Source organism: Phenylobacterium sp. SCN 70-31, from assembly GCF_001724605.1.
Classification (GTDB): Bacteria; Pseudomonadota; Alphaproteobacteria; order Caulobacterales; family Caulobacteraceae; genus Phenylobacterium.
Genome location: NZ_MEEX01000028.1, coordinates 70485 through 88809, shown reverse-complemented (window position 1 = coordinate 88809; position 18325 = coordinate 70485). Strand labels below are relative to the sequence as shown.

Genomic DNA, 18325 nt, shown 5'->3' with positions numbered 1-18325 from the left:
AATGTCCGCGCTCGGTCGATCGCACCACGTTAAAATCCGCCATGCGCAGGTCCATTGGGCTCGCGTCTCGCCAACCATGACGCATTGAAGAGAACAACCCGCCCTACCCCAGGCTCTTCGGCGGCTCCGCCTCGCCCGAGAGCTGGCCGGCCGCGGTCTGCAGCCGCGTCAGGAGGCGCTTGAGCAGCTTCACGTCCTCGGGGGAGAGGCCCGAGATCAGGGCGGCCTCATAGGCCAGGGCCAACGGCGCGATCTCGGCGTGGAGGGCGCGGCCTTCGGGGGTCAGGGCCAGGACGTGGCTGCGGCCGTCCGCCGTGTTCTGCGAGCGCGCGACCAGCCGCCGCTTCACCAGCCCCTGGGCCGAGCGACTGACCGTGACCTTGTCCATCACCGTACGCGCGACGATCTGCACCTGGGTCAGGCCGCCGTCCTCGGCCAGCACGCACAGCAGCCGCCACTGCGGCACCGTCAGGCCGAAGCGATCCTCGTAGGCGCGGGCGATCAGCCCCGAGACCGCGTTCGACGCCACCGAGAGCCGGTAGGGCAGATAGGCGTCGAGCCGCAGGCCGGTGTCGGCGTCTCGATCCTCCGCCGCCGGAACCTCGGGCCGGCTCACGCGGCGGTCACCCGCTGCTCGATGGCGCCGAAGAGCGTGTGGCGCCGGGCGTCCACCATCTGGATGCGCACCACGTCGCCGTCGCGCAGGAAGGGCGTCGAGGGCTTGCCGGTCAGGATGGTCTCGATCGTGCGCACCTCGGCCAGGCAGGAATAGCCGACGCCGCCCTCGGCGATGGCCTTGCCCGGCCCGCCGTCCGGACCGCGGTTGGAAACGGTGCCCGAGCCCACGATGGAGCCGGCGGACAGCGCGCGGGTCTTCGCCGCGTGAGCCACCAGCGTGCCGAAGTCGAAGGTCATGTCGACGCCGGCGTCCGCCTCGCCCAGAGGCTTGCCGTTCAGCTCGACCTCCAGCTTGCCGTGCAGCTTGCCGTCCTTCCAGCTCGGAAGCGCATCGGGCGTCACCGCCACCGGCGAAAAGGCGCTGGCCGGCTTGGACTGGAAGAAGCCGAAGCCCTTGGCCAGCTCATCGGGGATCAGGTTGCGCAGGCTGACGTCGTTGCACAGCATCACCAGGCGGATGGCGGCCAGGGCCTCGTCGCGGCTCGCGCCCATTGGCACATCGCCGGTGACCACCGCCACCTCGCCCTCCAGGTCGCAGCCCCAGGCCTCGTCCTTCAGCGGGATCGGGTCGCGCGGTCCCAGGAAGCCGTCCGAACCGCCCTGGTACATCAGGGGATCGGTCCAGAAGCTGTCGGGCATCTCGGCGTTCCGCGCCTGGCGCACCAGCGCCACGTGGTTCACGTAGGCCGAGCCGTCGGCCCACTGGTAGGCGCGCGGCAGCGGGCTGGCCGCCTCGTGCTCGTGGAACCGGGCCTTGGGAACCGAGCCGTGCTCCAGGCTCTCGGCGAGGCCGCGCAGTTCGGGCTCGCAGCGGTCCCAGTCGTCCAGCGCCGCCTGCAAGGTCAGCGCGATCCGGTCAGCCGGCGAGTACCAGGCCAGGTCGTTCGAGACGACCACGAGGCGGCCGTCCCGCCCCCCCTTCAGCGACGCCAGCTTCATTCCTTGCTCCCGTTCCTCGAAACCGATCGTACCCGCCGCACGCCCCGTTCATAGGCCTGCGGCTCATAGACGGCCACTTCCACGCGGATGTCGCCGCCGGCCTCCGCCTCCCATAGGTAGGCGCGTTCGAAGCAGACGTCCCGGCCCTCGGGCGTGAAGCCCTCGAAGGTGTCGCCCCAGGGCGTGACCTTCGCCAGTTCGCGCCAGCCCAGGGTGAGCGCCCGTCCGAGCTCCTCGTCGGCCGCGGCCGTGAGGTCTTCCTGAAGGCTCACGCGCCCTTCCAGCTGTCGACGTAGGCGGGGTTCTCCACCGTCGCGGCGGCCTCGCCCACGTCGAGCGGATCGCGCGTGTCGATCATCACGGCGTACTCGTCGGTGGCCGGCTTGGGCTGGGCGAACATGTTCTTCAGCGCCTTGGGGTGCGGCCCGTGGGTGAAGCCCGAGGGATGGAAGGTCATCATCCCGGCCTCGATGTGGTCGCGGCTGAAGAAGTCGCCGGCGTGGTAGAACAGCACCTCGTCGTAGTCGTCGTTGTTGTGGAAGAACGGCACCTTCAGCGCGCCCGGATCGGTCTCGAAGGGCCTGGGCGCGAAGGTGCAGACCACGAAGCGGTCGCTGACGAACGTCGAATGCACGCTGGGCGGCAGGTGGTAGCGGTGGCTCACCACCGGACGGATGTCGGCCACGTTCAGCCGCACGGGCGCCAGGTCGCCGTGCCAGCCCACGGCGTCCAGCGGGTTGTAGGGATAGGTCACCGTCGAGACCTGGCCGCGCTTCTTCACCTCGACGCGCACCTCGCCGGGCCGGTCCTGATGGGCGCGGAAGGCGGCGTCCATCTCGGGCGTGTCCAGCACCGCCGGGTCGAACAGCGCGTGGCCGCCCATCAGCCCGCGGTCGGGCAGCTTGTAGTGGGTGTTGGTGGCCTGGATCATCAGGATCGCGGTGGGGGACGCAGGGTCGAGCCGCCACATGGTCCCGCGCGGCAGGTACAGGTAGTCGCCCGCCCGGTAGCCCAGCCGGCCATAGTCGCAGAAGAGGTCGCCCTCGCCCTGGTGCACGAACAGGAGCTGGTCGCCGTCGGCGTTGCGCGCCAGCGCGGGCATGGCCTGGTCCAGCTTCCAGAAGCGCACCTCGCAGGCGGCGTTCAGCAGCACCACGCCCGCGGCCCAGGGCGACGGCTCGGCGGCGTTCAGGCGGGCCAGGTCGAAGGCGCGCGGCCGGAGGGGGCCTTCGAAGCTCGTCCAGCCCGTCGGCGGGCGGCGATGGTGCAGGAAGGCGGCCGGGCCGAAGAAGCCCTCCTTCGACACCTCGCGCTCATAGGTCCCCTCGGGCAGGTCGGCGTGCGCCTGCCGCGAGTGCAGCCCCTGCGCGCCGCGCACGGGAATCCAGTCGCCCTTGGCCATCTCCGGTCCTCGTTCCTAGTCTTCGTCCTTGTAGATTCCGACGGTCAGCGGAACGCCGTCGGCGATACGGGCGCGGTACATGCCCGACGTGTTGAAGCTCCACGCCATGCGGCCGTCCGCCCCGACGGCGACGATCCCGCCGGCGCCGCCCAGGGCGGTGAGTTCGTCCTGCACCACACGGTCGGCGGCCGCCTGAAGGGACAGGCCGGCGTACTCCACCAGCGCGCAGATCCGGTGCGCCACGCCCAGGCGGATGAAGTACTCCCCTTCCCCAGTGCAGGAGACGGCGCCCGCGGCGTTGGCGGCATAGGTGCCCGCACCGATCAGCGGGCTGTCGCCCACGCGGCCCCAGCGCTTGGCGTTGGTTCCGCCGGTGGACGTGCCGGCGGCCACGTTCCCGCCCGCGTCGCACGCGACGACGCCCACGGTGCCGTACTTGCCCTCCTCATGGACCAGCGCGCCCTGCGTGGCGTCCTGCGCCCCGGCCGGACGCTGCGGCCTGGGCAGGCCCGCCCGGTCCAGCGCCCTCTCCAGCGACCGCCATCGGCGCTCGGTGAAGAACCACGCGGGGTCCGCCTGCTCCAGCCCGCGGCTGCGCGCGAAGGCGTCGGCGCCCTCGCCGACCAGCAGGACGTGGTTCGAGCCCTCGATCACCGCCCGCGCCGCCGATATGGGGTGACGCGTGGTGGTCAGGCCCGCCACCGCGCCCGCGGCAAGGGTCGCGCCGTCCATGACGGCCGCATCCAGCTCGTTCCCGCCCTCGGCGGTGAAGGCCGCGCCGCGGCCGGCGTTGAACAGCGGGTCATCCTCGAGCACGCGGACCGCGGCCTCGACGGCGTCCATCGCCGAACCGCCCGCCGACAGGATCGCCCCGCCCGTGCGGGCGGCGGCGCTCATGGCCTCGCGATAGGCCGCGTCCTGCCCCGGCCCCAGGTCGCCGCGCGCGATGGCCCCGGCGCCGCCGTGCGCCACGAGGGACCATCGGATGTCCGACTTGTCGGAACGGGACGACATCCACCCTCTCCTGACGTGGGCCTGACGCGGCCCCGACACGGGGCCTGACAAGGGGCCTGACAAGGGGCCTGACGCGCTCGCGAAGCCCCCTAGGCCTTCGCCGGCAGCACGCCCCGGCGAATCTGGTCCAGCTCGATCGACTCGAACAGGGCCTTGAAGTTGCCTTCGCCGAAACCCTCGTTGCCCTTGCGCTGGATCAGCTCGAAGAAGATCGGGCCGATCATGTTCTCGGTGAAGATCTGCAGCAGCAAGCCCTGGCCCTCGGTGGGCGCGCCGTCGATGAGGATCTTGTTGGCCTGGAGGCGCTGGACGTCCTCGCCGTGCCCCGGGATGCGGGCCTCGATGCCGTCGAAGTAGGTGTCGATGGTGTCCTGGAACAGCACGCCCTGCTCGCGCATGGCCTCGACGGACTCATAGATGTCGTCGGCGCCCAGCGCGATGTGCTGGATGCCCTCGCCCTTGTAGTCCTTCAGGAATTCCTCGATCTGCGAGTGCTCGTCCTGGCTCTCGTTCAGCGGGATGCGGATCTTGCCGTCCGGGCTGGTCATGGCCTTCGAAACCAGCGCCGTCTGCTTGCCCTCGATGTCGAAGTAGCGGATCTCGCGGAAATTGAAGATCTTCTCGTAGAAGTCGGCCCACTTGACCATGTTGCCGCGCTGGACGTTGTGGGTCAGGTGGTCGAGGTAGGTCAGGCCGCGCGAGTTCGCCTCGACCTGGGACTCGGCGCCTTCGATGGGCAGGAAGTCGACGTCGTAGATCTCCTGCGCGCCATAGCGGTCGACCAGGTAGAGGTTCGAGCCGCCGATCCCCTGGATGGCCGGGATGTTCAGCTCCATCGGACCCACGGGGCCTTCCACGGGCGTGGCGCCGCGCTCCACCGCCAGCTTGAACGCCTTGGCCGCGTCGCGGACGCGGAAGGCCATCGCGTTGGCCGAGGGACCGTGGGCGGCGCGGAAATCGGCCGCCTGGCCGGCGGGCTCCATGTTGAGGATGAAGTTGATGTCGCCCTGGCGGAACCGCAGCACGTTCTTGGACCGGTGCTTCGACACGGCCGTGAACCCCATCTTCTCGAACAGGTCCTTCAGCCGCTCGGGTTCGGGCGAGGTGAATTCGACGAACTCGAATCCGTCGGTGCCGAGCGGATTGTCGAACAGGTCGCCGGACGCTGCGTGGCGGGCGGGAGCGGTGGTCTGAGCGGACATGGGGGCGTTCTCCTGAACCTGCCCATCTAGTATCATATGAAACTATATTGCGATAGATGCGCCTGAGGGAACGCACAAAAGCCGGGGATGGCGCCATGCCGGCTTCGCGCCTGGGCGACATCCGCTGCGAGCGCTGCTAGGCAGGGCGCCGGTTTCTCCCTGGATCGCCCATGTTCCGAAAGATCTACGAGTGGACGATGCGGCTCGCCGGTTCGCGCCACGCGCCCGCGTCCCTCGCCGCGGTCTCGTTCGCCGAGAGCTCGTTCTTCCCGATCCCCCCCGACGTGATGCTGGCGCCGATGGTGCTGGCGCGCCGCGAGAAGGCGTTCGTCTACGCCGCGATCTGTACGGCCGCGTCCGTGGCCGGCGGCCTGCTGGGCTATGCGATCGGCGTCTGGCTCGAACCCCTGGGCCTGGTCATCCTGAGGCTGTTCGGACATCCCGAAGGGCAGGCCGAATTCCAGAAGTGGTTCGATCAGTGGGGGCTGGCCGTCATCCTCATCAAGGGCGCCACGCCGATCCCCTACAAGCTGGTGACGATCACCGCCGGCTTGGCGCGATTCGACCTCTTCACCTTCATCTGGGCCTCGGTCCTGACCCGCGGCGTCCGCTTCTTCGCCGTCGCCGCGATCCTGAAATACTTCGGCCCGGCCATGCTCCAGGAGTTCGAGCGCCGTCTGAACCTGTATTCGATCCTGCTCCTGGCCCTTCTGGTCGGCGGGATCGTGCTCCTGAAGTTCGTTTTCTAGTCGCCGACACTTGTCCATAAGGTTGGGCCGATGACCTCTGTCCTGCGACACATCCTCGACCGTTGGCGGCTATGCGCGGTGCTCGCGGCGGCGGGCATGCTGGCGGCGGCCCACGCCTTCGAGACCTTCGGCGGCTATGCGCCCTGCATGCTCTGCCTGCGCCAGCGCGAGGCCTACTGGGCGGCCCTCGGCCTCGGCGCAGCGTTCATGGTGCTCGTGCGCATGCCCGGCGGACCGCGGTGGCGCGCAGCGACCTGTTGGGTTCTGGGTCTGGTCTTTCTCGTCGGCGCGGGGATCGCGGCCTATCATGCCGGCGCCGAGTGGAAGTTCTGGCCCGGCCCCTCGGCCTGCGCCGTCACCTCAGGCGGGGTGAGCGCCGCCGACCTCTCCGCATTCCTGGAGGGCGCGCCCGTCCGGGCTCCGGCCTGCGACGAGGCCCCCTGGGTCTTCGCCGGCCTGTCGATGGCGGGATGGAACGCCTTGATCTCTCTGGGGCTGGCGATCCTGAGCGTGATGGCCGCCCTGCGGGAACGGAGCAAGCGATGAGCCGAGACACACACCGCCAACCGACACCCCCTCGTCCCGGCCGTGGCGCGACCGCCGCGCGCCTCGCCGAGATCCTGCGGGTGGATCACGCCGGCGAACTGGCCGCCGTCCAGATCTACCGCGGCCAGCAGGCGGTGATGGGCGCAGCCCCCGGTCGCGAAGCCCTGGCCGAACGCTTCGGACGGATGGCCGCGGAAGAGGGCGAGCACCTCGCGCGCTTCGAGACGCTCCTCAACGACCGTCGCGTACGCCCCACCCTGATGGCGCCCGTCTGGCGCCTCGCCGGATTCGGCCTGGGCGCCGCCACCGCTCTCATGGGCGAAAAGGCCGCCCATGCCTGCACCGAGGCCGTCGAGACCGTGATCGGCGAGCACTACGCCGATCAGGTGGCCGAGCTTGAGACGCGCGATCCCGAACTGGCCGCCCAGCTCGCAGCGTTCCGCGACGACGAGCTGGCCCACCGCGACGCGGCCGTCGAGGACGGCGCCCGCGAGGCGCCGGGCTACAGCCTGCTCTCGGCGGTGATCCAGGCCGGTTGCCGCGCCGCCATCAGGATCAGCGAGAAGGTCTGAGATCGCCCCTGGGCGACGCGACGTCGGCGAACCGGGCGGCGCTGGACCCTGCGCATCGCCTGGGAGCTCCGCGACGTCGCGCGCATTGCGGGCGGCCTGCGACGAAGCCTCGCCCACCGTCCTTCAGGCCCGGCTGACCGAGTTGCGGGCCGCGGGCCTCGTCGACCTGATCGCCGGCCGGGGTTACGCCCTCACGCCGATGGGCCGGGAACTGATGGACTCGTTCATGCCGCTCTACGGCTTCGCCGAGCGCTGGGCGCAGGCCGTCCACAGACCGGCGGACGCCGATCGGGACGACTCATGAATTCTTCCGGTAAGGACTCGCCAGACGCCTGAAGTTCTGCTTTTGTTCGCGTCAGGGAGTTGAATCATGGCGGACGGAAGCCGACAGCAATTCAGCCGGGACTGGACGGTGGGCGAAGCGCGCCTGGGCTGGGCCACGGCCGCGCGGTCCAGCCTCTGGGCGCGCTGCGCCTGCGGGCGCGAGGCGGTGGTCGATCCCCGCCCCTGGCTGGACCAGGGCCTGAGCCGCCAGACACTCCACGATCTGGAACACCGTCTGCGCTGCGTGTGCGGCGCCCGCCAGGCGGCTCTGGAGATTCGCGGACTCGCCGAGGCCCCGGGCGGGGGCGCCGGCGGAATCCACGTCTTCCGCTAGGCTCTGACCAGCGCCAGGGCCGGTTGCATGCGGCGCGCGCGGCGCAGCATCGCCCCGGCCAGGCCGAATCCGCCGATCATCAGCGCCCAGGTCCCGGGCTCCGGCACGGCGGCGATGGCGAAGCTCTGATGGGCGCTCTTCGTCCCGTACTTGCCGGTCTCGGAGATGAAGGTGATGCCGCTGTTCACGTGGCCGTAGCCCGTGAGGTAGTCCATGTAGTTCGCCGAGGCGAAATTACCCATGAGGCCGTTCACCGCGCCGTTGCCGCTGGTGACGGTGTAGCCCGGATTGATGACGCGCCAGATCGCCCCCTGCAAAGCCGCCAGGGTGTCGATCTTGCTCGTGCTGGACGGCGCCTGATCGTAGACGAGCGTGCCGTAGTTCACGAGCCGGCCAACCTGGAGCACCTGCTGGTCGCTCAGCGGCGCGGCGCCCACGAACGGCGTCGAGGTCAGGTATTTCGAATCCGTCTCGAGCGCGTTCTCGTCGTCGTACTTGAGGTTCAGCACGCCGGTGCTGATCGAGTGGAAGATGTCCACGCAGAAGCCGACGAAGTTGAACGAATCCCCGACCGCCGCCGTGCCCTCGTAGGCCGTGAAGTACAGCGGCGCCATGTAGACCGCCTGGTTCAGGCCAGGGCCGCTGATCGTCGCGGTCCGCGACTTGTCCATGGTGGCGGACTGCAGGAAGTACTCCGCCGATTGCGCCGGAGCGCTCATCGCCATGGTGCAGGCGAACGCCAAGGCCGGCAGCGCGCCCTTCAGGGCGAGCGAGGCGGACTGGATTGCATTGAAACGGGACACTTCGGAGCTCCTGCCGTCGGTTTTCGCCGGCAGGAGCAGGAAGCAGGCCAACCGTCGCAGACGGCGCGCGCGAGGCGCCCCGTCTGCTCGGGACACCCGATCAGGCCGCGGCGGCCTGGCGGCGCGAGCGGCGCAGCATGGCGCCGGCGCAGGCGAAGCCGCCGATCATCATCGCCCATGTCGCAGGCTCGGGAACCGCGGCGATGGCGAACGCCTGGGTCAGCTTGCTGTCGGGATAGACCCGGCTGTCGGTGAACGGCGTGAGGAACTTGATGCCGCTGTGGACGTGGCCGTAGTCGGCGTTGAAGAAGCTCGTGTAGCTGAGCCCGGCCAGGTTATCGATGCGGGTGTTCAGCGTCGCGTTGGTGCTGGTGACGTTCAGGCCCGACACCACCTGCCAGATCGCGCCCTGGACCACCGCCAGTTCGTCGTAGCGGGCCGCGCCGCCCGGCGCGTTGTAGAAGACGTTCGTCCCGTAGTTCACCAGCCGGCCGATCTGGAGGATCTCCTGGTCGGTCAGCACCTTGGGCGCGGTCGGATGCGAGTCCGTCGTGAGCGGGATGGTGTCGGTGTACTTGAGGTCGGGATTGTAATCGGCCAGCGTGATCGCGTGGTAGACGTCGACGCAGAAGGCGACGAGGTCGCTGAACGGCTGGTCCACCACATCGTCGATATAGCCATCGAACTGAACCGGCGTGGCCTTCACATTGCCGATCCCGGCGATGTTCAGCGTACGCGGGCTGTCCATCGTCCCGCTCTGCATGATGTAGGTGGCGGCCTGCGCCATCGGCGCGAAGGCGAGGCCCGCGGCCACCGCGGCGGCCCCCACCGCGACCTTCGCCCCCCCAGACGTCAGCCCGCGAGTCATGTTTCCAAAGAACTGAAGCACCGTGTCCTTACCCCGTTGTCTTTCCCGCTTTCCCCGAAGAGGCGGCACGCCGTCGCCGACCCGCGCCCGTCCAAACCACGGTTAGGTCGAAAATTAACCATGGGAAATCGGACTCGCCTGAGCCGGGAAAATGCGGGGCCGAAGGCGGTCTGCGGCTCCCCCAGGTTGGGGGGAAGGACTGGGGGAGCCGCGTTCCGGAGGCCGTCGGGAGAGACGGCCGGCGGGGTCGGGGACCGGGTGTGGGGGAGGAAGACCCGCCGCCGACATCCGCATGTTCGACGCCGGATGCGGCGGACGTAGGGCGCAAGCGTGGCCTCTGCGGCCCCAACTAAGGCGGCCGCCGCCGTTTTCGAAACACAGCCGTAACGCGGCGAGGGCGTCGTTCGGCGCGCGATGGCGGTTCAGGAGGCCGCCGACCGCGCGGCCGCACGCCGCAGCGCCCTGGAACGCTTCTACGCCGCGCTCAGCCCCGAGCAGCAGCGGGTCTTCGACGCCCTCGGCCGCCTGACGGGACCGGGCGGATCGGCCCCCGATGACCCGCAGCCGGGCCGCAGAGGTCCCCGGCCGGACCATGGCCCCGGCTGACGCCGGGCGCATCGATGCGAATGTGGCGAAGTCGCGATGACGGCGCCACAGTCCCCGCCGAAAGGCCCAGCATGACGGCAGACTCCCCCGCCCCGACGGCGCGCCATATCCTTGTGGTCGACGACGACACCGACCTGCGGGGCCAGATCGTCGACTACCTGTCCGAGCACGGCTACCAGGTGCACGCCGCTGCGGACGCGCGGACGATGGACCAAGCGTTGGAATCGGCGCCGATCGACCTCGTGGTGCTCGACGTGATGCTGCCGGGCGAGGACGGCCTGTCCATCTGCCGCCGCCTAGCCGCCGAGGGCGGCCCCGCCATCATCATGGTGAGCGCCATGGGCGAGGAGATCGACCGAGTCCTGGGCCTGGAACTGGGCGCCGACGACTATCTGGCCAAGCCTTGCAGCCCGCGCGAGCTGCTCGCGCGCGTGCGCGCAGTGTTCCGGCGCCTGGACGAGGTGCGGGGCGGCGCGCCCAAGCGGGGCAAGGCCTATCGGTTCCAGGGCTTCACCCTCGACGCCCTCCGCCGCCAGCTCCGCGCGCCCAACGGCGCCACCATCCTGCTGACCTCGGGCGAATATTCGCTGCTGTCCGCGTTTCTGGACCACCCGCAGCGGATCCTGTCGCGCGACCAGCTCCTCGACATCGCCCGCGGCGAGGACGTCGATGTCTTCGATCGGGCGGTCGACGTCCAGATCAGTCGGCTGCGCCGCAAGCTCCACGCTTGCAGTGATGGCGAGATCATCAAGACGGTTCGCGGCGCGGGCTACATGTTCGACGTCGCCGTGACCCGGCCATGAGTCCGTCCCGACGCCTGCGGGTCAGCATCGGCCTCCAGCTGGTGGCCCTGATCGGCGCCTGCCTGGTGGCGACCCATCTCGTGGTCTTCGCCGCCGTGGCCCTGCTGCCGCCGCCCCGCCCCCCACTGTACCGGATCGCCGAAGTGGCCGAGGCGCTGAACGGCGGCGCTCTGGACGCCCGGCTGGGCCGTCCCCTCCTGCGCGAAGTCGTCGACACCCCCCCCGAGGCCCGACCCTTGTCGCGCCGTCGGGCCTGGGCGGCCGAGGCCCTGGCCGCCGAGTTGGGACGCCCGCGGGACGAGGTGCGGTTCGTCCCCCGCCTGCCCGGACGGCTCGAACGGCTCCTGCAACCCGAGCGCGGCCTGCGCCAGGCCCTGCCGGCGCACGGTGGGCGGGAGGGGCCCCCGCCCGCCCCGCCGTCCCTTCCTCCCGACGCGCCGCCGGAAAGGTCCCGCCTGGACGGGTCCTCGGGGCCGATCCCACCCGCCGTGGACCGGGCGCACGGCCCCCGCGAACTGGTGATGGGCGACTTCACGGCTGCGCTGCGCCGGCCCGACGGCCGCTGGACGGTGGTCCGGACATCTCCCGAGTCGTTCCCCACAGAGTGGCAACGACGCCTCTTCCTGGTGCTGGCGGCCGGATTCGCCGTCGTGGCGCCGGCCGGCCTGCTTTTCGCGCGCCGCATCACCGCACCGCTGAAGCGGTTCGGCCAGGCTGCGGAACGCCTGGGACGCGACCCTCTGGCGCCGCAGATGACCCTGTCCGGGCCCGCCGAGATCGGCGCCGCCGCCGACGCCTTCAACGACATGCAGGCCCGGCTGCGACGGTTCATCGACGACCGCACGGCGATGGTGGGCGCGATCAGCCATGACCTGCGCACGCCGCTCGCGCGGATCCGCTTCAAGCTGGAACGCGCGCCCGCCGACGTCCGCCAGGGGGTCCTGGCCGACGTGAGCCAGATGGAGCAGATGATCCAGGGCGTACTGACCTTCATCCGCGACGAAGGCGCCCCGCGCCGGCGCGAGCCTCTGGACCTGCTGTCCGTGGTGGAGGTCGTCGCCGACGACGCCGCGATGATGGGGTGGGACGTGGAGCTGGCCGAAAGCGAGCCGGATGACGCCGAGCCCGTGACCGTCGAGGGCGACGCCGTCGCGCTCCAGCGCCTGTTCGTCAACCTCGTGGAGAATGCGGTGAAGTACGGAGGCCGGGCGCGCCTCAGCGTCGCGCGCGTCGATGGCCACGCCGTGGTCGAGATCGCAGACGCCGGGCCCGGCCTGTCGCCCGAGGATCTGGAGCGGGCCTTCGCGCCGTTCTACCGCACCGATGCGTCGCGCAACCTGGACGCCGGCGGCATGGGCCTCGGCCTGCCCATCGCCCGATCCACGGCGCGGGCGCACGGCGGCGACATCACCCTGTCGGCACGCCCGGAAGGCGGCCTCGTCGCCCGCGTCACGCTGCCGCTCGCCTGATCCTGGTCGCGCCATCTAGCGGCACGCTCAATGTCACTATATAAGCCTCTCAAACGAACAGGAACGGGTTGGGAGGACATCACGTGAGGCTGAGGACATGGCTTGCGGCCGGGGCGGTCGCACTGGTGGCGGCCGGAGGGCTGGCCTACATGAACCGGGCCACGATCCTGTCGATGGTCGCCAAGTCCCAGATGCCCCCGGTCGAGCCGAACCGGCCGGTGACCTGGGCGCAGGGCCCCGCCCAGCCGCCGACGGGCGAGCGGCCGCCGAACATCATCCTGATCCTGGTCGACGACCTCGGCTACAACGACATCTCGCTGCACGGCGGCGTCGGCGGTGGCGCCGTACAGACGCCGCATATCGATTCCCTCGCGCGGGATGGCGTCGCCTTCGAGCAGGGCTACACCGGCAACGCCACATGCGCCCCGTCGCGCGCCGCGCTGATGACCGGCCGCTATGCAACCCGCTTCGGCTTCGAGTTCACCCCGGCGCCGATCGCCTTCCAGCGCATGGTGGGCACCAATTCCGAACCCGGCTCGCCGGTGAAGCCGCACTTCTTCCAGGATCGCGTCAAGGACATGCCGTCCGGCGGCAAGGACGACAGTCGCAGCGCGTCCAACATGCTGAGCGTGCCGACCAGCGAGATCACCATCGCCGAGGCCCTCAAGACGCGCGGCTACCACACCATCCATCTGGGCAAGTGGCACCTGGGCGGCGAGAAGGGATCTCGCCCCGAGGAGCAGGGCTTCGACGAGAGCCTGGGGTTCATCTCGGGCGGATCGATGTTCCTTCCCGAGAAGGACCCGAACGTCGTCAACGCCAAGCAGGACTGGGACCCCATCGACAAGTTCCTGTGGCCGAACCTGCCGTATGGCGTCCAGTACAACGGCAGCCCGATGTTCGAGCCGCGCGGCTACATGACGGACTATCTGGCCGACGAGGCGATCGCCGCCATCAAGGCGAACCGGAACCGGCCCTTCTTCATGTACTGGGCGCCCAACGCGCCGCACACGCCGCTCCAGGCCAAGAAGTCGGACTATGACGCCCTGCCCTCGATCTCGCTGCACCGCGAGCGGGTCTATGGCGCCATGATCAAGAACCTGGACGACAACATCGGCCGCATCCTCCAGACGCTGAAGGACGAGGGGCTGGACCAGAACACCCTGGTGATCTTCACCTCCGACAACGGCGGCGCGGGCTATATCGGGATCGAGGGCGTCAACGCGCCGTTCCGCGGCTTCAAGTCGACGTTCTTCGAAGGCGGCATCCGCACGCCGTACTTCATGCGTTGGCCGGCGGCGATCCCGGCCGGTTCGCGCTACCCCTACCCCGTGACGCACGTGGATCTGTTCTCGACCACCGTGGCGGCCGGCGGCGGGCAGTCGCCCTCCGACCGCACGATCGACGGCGTCGATCTGCTTCCGTTCGTCCAGGGCCGCGCCGATGGTCGGCCGCACCAGACGCTGTTCTGGCGGTCGGGCCAGTACCGCGCGATCCGCGACGGCGACTGGAAGCTGCAGCTCAACGGCGCCCGCAACGACAAGGTCTGGCTCTTCAACCTGGCCGACGACCCCACCGAGAAGAAGGATCTGGCGGCGGCCGAGCCGGCGCGCGTCCAGCAGATGCTGGGCCTGCTCAAGGCCCGCGAGGCGGAGATGGTGAAATCCATGTGGCCGTCTCTGCTGCAGGGCGCCGTCTACGTGGATCGCGTCGGGGGCTCGCCCTACGGCCAGAACGACGAATACATCCTCTGGGACAACTGAGGCTCCGTCATGTCGCGACCGCTGACCACGGCGGGCGGCGTGGCGTTCCTCAGGACGCCTGAGGACAGCTTCGCCGGCCTGCCCGACTATCCCTACGCGCCGAACTACATCGAGTTCGAGGGCCTGAGGATGCACTACGTCGACGAGGGGCCGCGCGACGGTCCCCTCGCCCTGCTGATGCACGGCATGCCGACGTGGAGCTATCTGAACCGGCACATCATCGCCCGCCTGGTCGAAGCGGGCTGGCGGTGCGTGGCGGCCGACCACATCGGCTTTGGGCGATCGGACAAGCCCGTGGACGACGGATGGTACTCCATCCGCCGTCATCGGGCGGCGCACAGGGCCCTGATCGAAGGTCTCGACCTCACGGACATCACCCTCTTCTGCCAGGACTGGGGCGGCCCCATCGGGCTCGCCCAGGCAGCCGAAATCCCCGAGCGGTTCTCGCGGCTCGTGGTGATGAACACCTGGCTGCACCATGTCGGCTACGCCTACGAGCCGGACCTCCTGCGCTGGAACGAGATGTGGCGGCCCAGCGGCTTCTTCGCCGAGAACGTGCCCGAGCGGGTCAGTCTGGGCTGGTTCATGATGATCAGCCTGGGCCACATGGCCGCGCGGGACCTCTACGGCATCGCCCAGACGGGCGCTTATCCGGCGCTGACCGAGGTGGGCGAACAGGCGCGGCGGGGCTATGACGCGCCCTTCGCGGGTCTGGGCCGACCCGGCCACGCGGGACCTCGAAGATTTCCTCTCAGCCTGCCGTTCGACAATCCCGAGGGCGGAGCCGCCGACGACCAGGCGCGCCATTTCGAGACCCTGCTGGGCTGGCGCAAGCCGATCCACTTCGTCTGGGGCGGCGCCGACAAGACCTTCACCGAGGCCTGGGGGCGGGACTGGGCGGCCCGGTATCCGCAGGCGACCTTCGACCTGCTGCCCGACGCCGGCCACTTCCTGCAGGACACGCACGGGCGGCGTATCGCGGAGATCGTGCTGGGGCATGCGGCGTCATGAAACTGCTCCCGCCCCCAGGTCCGGCCGACTTGTCGGCCAGTCGCGCGGCCTCGATCTTCCTCGGGGTCTGCGCCGTCTTCACCATTGGGCCGGGCGCGATCCACAGCTTCCTGCCGGACGGCGGCGCCGAGGTGATCGCCGGGCTCGACCTGGGCGACCGGCGGGACCTGGTGATCAGCGTCTTCGCGTGGCAGGGCTCGACCCAGATCGCCTTCGGCCTGGCGATGGCGGCCGTGGCCCTGCGCTACCGGGCGCTCACGCCGCTGTTCCTCCTGCTGCTGGCGGTCGAGCGCACGCTGATGACCCTACACGCCTGGGTCCTGAAGCCGGGCGGCCAGCATCATCCGCCCGAGCACTACGCCAGTCCGGCGACCGCGGTGCTGGCGCTGATCTTCCTGGCCATCGCCCTGCGCGCCCGACCGGCCCGACACACGCCATGACGCGTGGGCGCGCCCCCCGCGCGCCCACGCGTCCCAGCCCCCCGGCTGTTCGAACGGGCTATTCGAAGCCGACGCCCGGTTTGGTCTTGATGTTGAGTTGGCCCGCGAGCCCCGCCTTGCGGTGGTGTTCGATGGCCTGCATCTCGGGCGACATGGCCATCGCCTGGAAGGCCTTCAGCGACGGATACTCCGCCAGGCCGACAGCGTCCCAGAGCTCCTCAACCTCGCCCAGCAGCAGGCCGGTGACCTGGCCGTTGAAGCGGATCCGTCCCCCCAGGCCTTCGACCAGCTTGCGCACTTCTACCGCGTAGCGGTTGTAGGCCTGAAGGCCGGTCAGATGTGAATCCGAACCGTCCGGATACTCGGCCTTCTCCTTGAACTTCAAAAGGTTGACCATCACGAATGGCCCATCCTCGGGGCCGGCGAAGAACTGCATCGCCTGCTTCGGTTCCGGGTGGACCGCATTGACGACCTTCATGGCTTTTCCTCCCTCCAACACGTCCTTCAGTCCCGGCGGCGGATCATGGCGTCGAGAATGTCGACGATCGGCCCCGGGCTGTCTTCCTGCAGGAAATGACCGCCGTGCAGCATGGTGTGCGGCTGATCCTTCGCGCCGGGCACGCGCGCCTGGAACAGCGCCTCGCCGCCCTGGGTGATGGGATCGCCGTCGCTGAACGCGGTGAGGAAGGGCTTCCTGAACGTCTCCAGCACCTTCCAGGCCGCACGATTCTCCTCGACCGAGGCGTGCTCGGGCGTCACCGGCACCAGGGTCGGAAACTGGCGGGCGCCTTCCTTGTAGGTGTCGTCCGGGAACGGCGCGTCATAGGCCGCGACCTCGGCGTCGGTGAGCGCCCGGGCGGACCCCATGTTGATCAGACCGCCGATCGGCATGACCGGAATGGTCTGGCTCAGTTCCAGCCACGACTTGAAGCCTTCGGTCATGCCCGACCCGACCGGCAGGCCCGTGTTGGCCACCACAACGCCCGCGAAGCGTTCGGGGAAGGCCGCCACGAGGCGAAGGCCGATCAGGCCGCCCCAATCCTGGCAGAACAGCGTGACGTCCTTCAGGTCCATCGCCCGGAACCAGTCGCTCATCCAGGCCACATGACGTTCGTAGGTGTAGTCGGTGCGCAGGCTGGGCTTGTCCGACCGGCCGAAGCCGATCAGGTCGGGCGCGATGGCCCGATGGCCCTTCTCGGCGAGACCCCGGATGATGTGGCGATAGAGGTACGCCCACGACGGTTCGCCGTGCATCAGCAGGACCGGCGCGCCATCGCGCGGCCCCTCGTCCACATAGTGCAGACGCATCCGCGTGCCGCCTGCGTCCGTCACGTCGCCATAGCGGGGTTCGTAAGGCCAGTCCGGCAGTCCCTCGAACCGAGCGTCCGGCGTGCGCAGAACCTCCATGTCCTCTCCTCGACCCTCTCGTCATACTCAGTATCGCGCCATATAGTGACACCATGCCTGTCACTACAAGCGAAGATCGGTCCGGAACGGCGCACGTCGCCGGCGCCCCGGCCTCGACAGCAGGCGGCAAGGCGGGCAGATCATGGGCATGACCTCCGCTCCCGGCCTCGCGCCCGGTCCCGACGAGACCTCCGCCGACCATTCCGACGGCCGTCGACGGCGAGGCCAGGACAATCGCGCGAGGATCGTCCGGGCGATGATGGAGATCGTCCATTCGGGCGAAGTGGCCCCCAGCGCCGAGCAGGTGGCGAGCCGCGCCGAAGTGGGCCTGCGCACCGTCTTCCGCCACTTCCAGGACATGGACAGCCTGTACCGCGAGATCTCGGCGGTGATCTCAAAGGAGGTCCGCGGCGACTTCCTGGGGCCGCTGGCCGCCCAGGACTGGCAGGGGCGGGTGCTCGAGATGGCGGGACGGCGCATCCGGGCCTACGAGAAGATGGCCCCCTTCAAGCGGGCGGGCGACGCCTTCCGCCATCGCTCGAAATTCCTGGGCACCGATTACAACATCCTGGTCGTGGAACTGCGCGAGCGGCTCGAAGCCGAACTGCCGGCGACGGTTCGCCGGGATCGCGACACTCTAGAGGCGCTGGATCTCGCCCTGAGCTTCGAGACCTGGTCGCGTCTGCGCCGCGAGCAGGGCCTGACGCCCAAGCGCACCCAGGCCGTGGTCGAGGCCTTGATCCGCCGCCTGCTGGCCTGAGACGCGGGAGCCCGCGTCAGGCCTCCAACTCGATGTCCCAGTAGAGATAGTCCAGCCAGCTCTCGTGCAGGTGGTGCGGGGGGAAGCGGCGGCCGCGTTCCTGCAGTTCGTAGGCGCTGGGACGACGCGGCTTCAGCCGCGGGTGCATGTGGGCTTCATGCGGCATGCGGCCGCCCTTGGTCAGGTTGCAGCGCGCGCAGGCCGCGACGATGTTCTCCCAGGTCGTGCGGCCGCCGCGCGAACGCGGGATCACATGGTCGAACGTGAGGTCGCTGTCGGCCGAGCAGTACTGGCAGGTGAAGCTGTCGCGCAGGAAGACGTTGAAGCGCGTGAACGCGGGAGGGCGATCCTGGGCCACATACTGCTTCAGCGAGACCACGCTGGGCAGCTTCATCGCGAACGACGGGGAATGGACTTCCTGGTCGTAGGTCGACACCACGTCGACGCGATCCAGGAACACCGCCTTGATGACCTCCTGCCAGGGCCACAACGACAGCGGATAGTAGGACAGGGGCCTGAAGTCGGCGTTCAGGACCAGACAGGGCCAGCCTGAGGGCGGAGCCTTAAGCACCTGCATGGCAGGTCCTCCGCGGGCGCTCGACGGCGGCTATGACGCTCGACTTTGGACTGAAGAC

Annotated in this window: 23 protein-coding genes; 12 read left to right on the top strand and 11 right to left on the bottom strand. The window is 69.5% G+C overall.

Annotated elements, in window-relative coordinates; genetic code table 11:
* Positions 1-103: 103 nt before the first annotated feature.
* The 6 genes from ABS78_RS18515 to hppD all read right to left on the bottom strand — a co-directional run bounded on the left by ABS78_RS18515 (position 104) and on the right by hppD (position 5235).
* Positions 104-565, bottom strand: coding sequence for a MarR family transcriptional regulator (locus ABS78_RS18515; protein ID WP_293382914.1), 462 nt, complete (start codon positions 563-565; stop codon positions 104-106).
* A gap of 47 nt (positions 566-612) precedes the next feature.
* A complete protein-coding gene (locus tag ABS78_RS18510; RefSeq protein WP_293382857.1) occupies positions 613-1617 on the bottom strand; it encodes a fumarylacetoacetate hydrolase family protein in 1005 nt (334 codons plus the stop codon).
* Positions 1614-1889: a hypothetical protein gene (locus tag ABS78_RS18505; RefSeq protein WP_293382854.1), complete on the bottom strand. Its 276-nt coding sequence runs from the start codon at positions 1887-1889 to the stop codon at positions 1614-1616. Before ABS78_RS18505 ends, ABS78_RS18510 begins: the two co-directional genes overlap by 4 nt.
* On the bottom strand, positions 1886-3019 hold the full coding sequence (locus tag ABS78_RS18500) for a homogentisate 1,2-dioxygenase (protein WP_293382851.1): 1134 nt from the start codon (positions 3017-3019) through the stop codon (positions 1886-1888). Before ABS78_RS18500 ends, ABS78_RS18505 begins: the two co-directional genes overlap by 4 nt.
* A gap of 15 nt (positions 3020-3034) precedes the next feature.
* Complete coding sequence (locus tag ABS78_RS18495) at positions 3035-4033, bottom strand: isoaspartyl peptidase/L-asparaginase (RefSeq protein ID WP_293382848.1); 999 nt, start codon at positions 4031-4033, stop codon at positions 3035-3037.
* A gap of 89 nt (positions 4034-4122) precedes the next feature.
* Positions 4123-5235, bottom strand: coding sequence for a 4-hydroxyphenylpyruvate dioxygenase (hppD, locus tag ABS78_RS18490; RefSeq protein WP_293382845.1), 1113 nt, complete (start codon positions 5233-5235; stop codon positions 4123-4125).
* 170 nt (positions 5236-5405) lie between these two features.
* Between hppD and ABS78_RS18485 the strand changes: the two genes are divergently transcribed.
* From ABS78_RS18485 to ABS78_RS18465, 5 genes are all read left to right on the top strand, one after another.
* Entirely contained in the window at positions 5406-5984 is a 579-nt protein-coding gene (locus tag ABS78_RS18485; RefSeq protein ID WP_293382842.1) for a YqaA family protein, read from the top strand.
* Between the two features lie 30 nt (positions 5985-6014).
* The gene (locus ABS78_RS18480; RefSeq protein ID WP_293382839.1) at positions 6015-6530 is read left to right on the top strand and encodes a disulfide bond formation protein B; all 516 of its coding nucleotides are present in this window, start codon (positions 6015-6017) and stop codon (positions 6528-6530) included.
* Complete coding sequence (locus ABS78_RS18475; protein WP_293382836.1) at positions 6527-7102, top strand: demethoxyubiquinone hydroxylase family protein; 576 nt, start codon at positions 6527-6529, stop codon at positions 7100-7102. The genes ABS78_RS18480 and ABS78_RS18475 overlap by 4 nt, the downstream gene beginning before the upstream one ends.
* Positions 7103-7187: 85 nt before the next feature.
* Entirely contained in the window at positions 7188-7406 is a 219-nt protein-coding gene (locus ABS78_RS18470; RefSeq protein ID WP_293382833.1) for a hypothetical protein, read from the top strand.
* A 66-nt stretch (positions 7407-7472) separates the two neighbouring features.
* Positions 7473-7760, top strand: coding sequence for a hypothetical protein (locus ABS78_RS18465; protein ID WP_293382830.1), 288 nt, complete (start codon positions 7473-7475; stop codon positions 7758-7760).
* On the opposite strand, the gene ABS78_RS18460 is transcribed toward ABS78_RS18465, so the two are convergent.
* Positions 7757-8563 carry a PEPxxWA-CTERM sorting domain-containing protein gene (locus tag ABS78_RS18460; protein ID WP_293382827.1) on the bottom strand — a complete coding sequence of 269 codons (807 nt, stop codon included), beginning with the start codon at positions 8561-8563 and terminating at the stop codon, positions 7757-7759. The genes ABS78_RS18465 and ABS78_RS18460 overlap by 4 nt on opposite strands.
* 100 nt (positions 8564-8663) lie before the next feature.
* A complete protein-coding gene (locus ABS78_RS18455) occupies positions 8664-9431 on the bottom strand; it encodes a PEPxxWA-CTERM sorting domain-containing protein (protein ID WP_293382824.1) in 768 nt (255 codons plus the stop codon).
* 414 nt (positions 9432-9845) lie between these two features.
* On the opposite strand from ABS78_RS18455, the gene ABS78_RS18450 reads away from it, so the two are divergent.
* The 6 genes from ABS78_RS18450 to ABS78_RS18425 all read left to right on the top strand — a co-directional run bounded on the left by ABS78_RS18450 (position 9846) and on the right by ABS78_RS18425 (position 15523).
* Positions 9846-10037 (top strand): Spy/CpxP family protein refolding chaperone, encoded by a 192-nt coding sequence (locus ABS78_RS18450; protein ID WP_293382821.1) that lies wholly within the window; start codon positions 9846-9848, stop codon positions 10035-10037.
* 71 nt (positions 10038-10108) lie between these two features.
* On the top strand, positions 10109-10840 hold the full coding sequence (locus ABS78_RS18445) for a response regulator (RefSeq protein ID WP_293382818.1): 732 nt from the start codon (positions 10109-10111) through the stop codon (positions 10838-10840).
* Positions 10837-12309 (top strand): ATP-binding protein, encoded by a 1473-nt coding sequence (locus ABS78_RS18440; protein WP_293382815.1) that lies wholly within the window; start codon positions 10837-10839, stop codon positions 12307-12309. Before ABS78_RS18445 ends, ABS78_RS18440 begins: the two co-directional genes overlap by 4 nt.
* A gap of 83 nt (positions 12310-12392) precedes the next feature.
* Positions 12393-14072 carry a sulfatase-like hydrolase/transferase gene (locus tag ABS78_RS18435; protein WP_363083563.1) on the top strand — a complete coding sequence of 560 codons (1680 nt, stop codon included), beginning with the start codon at positions 12393-12395 and terminating at the stop codon, positions 14070-14072.
* 9 nt (positions 14073-14081) lie between these two features.
* Positions 14082-15083 carry an alpha/beta fold hydrolase gene (locus ABS78_RS18430; protein WP_293382812.1) on the top strand — a complete coding sequence of 334 codons (1002 nt, stop codon included), beginning with the start codon at positions 14082-14084 and terminating at the stop codon, positions 15081-15083.
* Positions 15080-15523 (top strand): hypothetical protein, encoded by a 444-nt coding sequence (locus ABS78_RS18425; protein ID WP_293382809.1) that lies wholly within the window; start codon positions 15080-15082, stop codon positions 15521-15523. Before ABS78_RS18430 ends, ABS78_RS18425 begins: the two co-directional genes overlap by 4 nt.
* A 58-nt stretch (positions 15524-15581) precedes the next feature.
* Here ABS78_RS18425 and ABS78_RS18420 read toward each other — a convergent pair whose 3' ends face one another.
* Both ABS78_RS18420 and ABS78_RS18415 read right to left on the bottom strand, forming a co-directional pair.
* On the bottom strand, positions 15582-16001 hold the full coding sequence (locus tag ABS78_RS18420; protein ID WP_293382806.1) for a DUF1330 domain-containing protein: 420 nt from the start codon (positions 15999-16001) through the stop codon (positions 15582-15584).
* Positions 16002-16027: 26 nt separating this feature from the next.
* Positions 16028-16930 carry a haloalkane dehalogenase gene (locus ABS78_RS18415; protein ID WP_293382803.1) on the bottom strand — a complete coding sequence of 301 codons (903 nt, stop codon included), beginning with the start codon at positions 16928-16930 and terminating at the stop codon, positions 16028-16030.
* A gap of 148 nt (positions 16931-17078) precedes the next feature.
* Here ABS78_RS18415 and ABS78_RS18410 point away from each other — a divergent pair, with 148 nt between their 5' ends.
* Positions 17079-17690: a TetR/AcrR family transcriptional regulator gene (locus ABS78_RS18410; protein WP_293382800.1), complete on the top strand. Its 612-nt coding sequence runs from the start codon at positions 17079-17081 to the stop codon at positions 17688-17690.
* Between the two features lie 16 nt (positions 17691-17706).
* Here ABS78_RS18410 and ABS78_RS18405 read toward each other — a convergent pair whose 3' ends face one another.
* Positions 17707-18267 (bottom strand): HNH endonuclease, encoded by a 561-nt coding sequence (locus tag ABS78_RS18405; protein WP_293382797.1) that lies wholly within the window; start codon positions 18265-18267, stop codon positions 17707-17709.
* Positions 18268-18325 lie beyond the last annotated feature (58 nt).

Bases quoted from the DNA above. Each gene is read 5' to 3' on its own strand.
- ABS78_RS18510 (WP_293382857.1), bottom strand. From the start codon at position 1,617: ATGAAGCTGGCGTCGCTGAAGGGGGGGCGGGACGGCCGCCTCGTGGTC.
- ABS78_RS18500 (WP_293382851.1), bottom strand. From the start codon at position 3,019: ATGGCCAAGGGCGACTGGATTCCCGTGCGCGGCGCGCAGGGGCTGCAC.
- ABS78_RS18495 (WP_293382848.1), bottom strand. From the start codon at position 4,033: ATGTCGTCCCGTTCCGACAAGTCGGACATCCGATGGTCCCTCGTGGCG.
- hppD (WP_293382845.1), bottom strand. From the start codon at position 5,235: ATGTCCGCTCAGACCACCGCTCCCGCCCGCCACGCAGCGTCCGGCGAC.
- ABS78_RS18485 (WP_293382842.1), top strand. From the start codon at position 5,406: ATGTTCCGAAAGATCTACGAGTGGACGATGCGGCTCGCCGGTTCGCGC.
- ABS78_RS18480 (WP_293382839.1), top strand. From the start codon at position 6,015: ATGACCTCTGTCCTGCGACACATCCTCGACCGTTGGCGGCTATGCGCG.
- ABS78_RS18475 (WP_293382836.1), top strand. From the start codon at position 6,527: ATGAGCCGAGACACACACCGCCAACCGACACCCCCTCGTCCCGGCCGT.
- ABS78_RS18465 (WP_293382830.1), top strand. From the start codon at position 7,473: ATGGCGGACGGAAGCCGACAGCAATTCAGCCGGGACTGGACGGTGGGC.
- ABS78_RS18455 (WP_293382824.1), bottom strand. From the start codon at position 9,431: ATGACTCGCGGGCTGACGTCTGGGGGGGCGAAGGTCGCGGTGGGGGCC.
- ABS78_RS18450 (WP_293382821.1), top strand. From the start codon at position 9,846: ATGGCGGTTCAGGAGGCCGCCGACCGCGCGGCCGCACGCCGCAGCGCC.
- ABS78_RS18445 (WP_293382818.1), top strand. From the start codon at position 10,109: ATGACGGCAGACTCCCCCGCCCCGACGGCGCGCCATATCCTTGTGGTC.
- ABS78_RS18440 (WP_293382815.1), top strand. From the start codon at position 10,837: ATGAGTCCGTCCCGACGCCTGCGGGTCAGCATCGGCCTCCAGCTGGTG.
- ABS78_RS18430 (WP_293382812.1), top strand. From the start codon at position 14,082: ATGTCGCGACCGCTGACCACGGCGGGCGGCGTGGCGTTCCTCAGGACG.
- ABS78_RS18425 (WP_293382809.1), top strand. From the start codon at position 15,080: ATGAAACTGCTCCCGCCCCCAGGTCCGGCCGACTTGTCGGCCAGTCGC.
- ABS78_RS18420 (WP_293382806.1), bottom strand. From the start codon at position 16,001: ATGAAGGTCGTCAATGCGGTCCACCCGGAACCGAAGCAGGCGATGCAG.
- ABS78_RS18415 (WP_293382803.1), bottom strand. From the start codon at position 16,930: ATGGAGGTTCTGCGCACGCCGGACGCTCGGTTCGAGGGACTGCCGGAC.
- ABS78_RS18410 (WP_293382800.1), top strand. From the start codon at position 17,079: ATGACCTCCGCTCCCGGCCTCGCGCCCGGTCCCGACGAGACCTCCGCC.
- ABS78_RS18405 (WP_293382797.1), bottom strand. From the start codon at position 18,267: ATGCAGGTGCTTAAGGCTCCGCCCTCAGGCTGGCCCTGTCTGGTCCTG.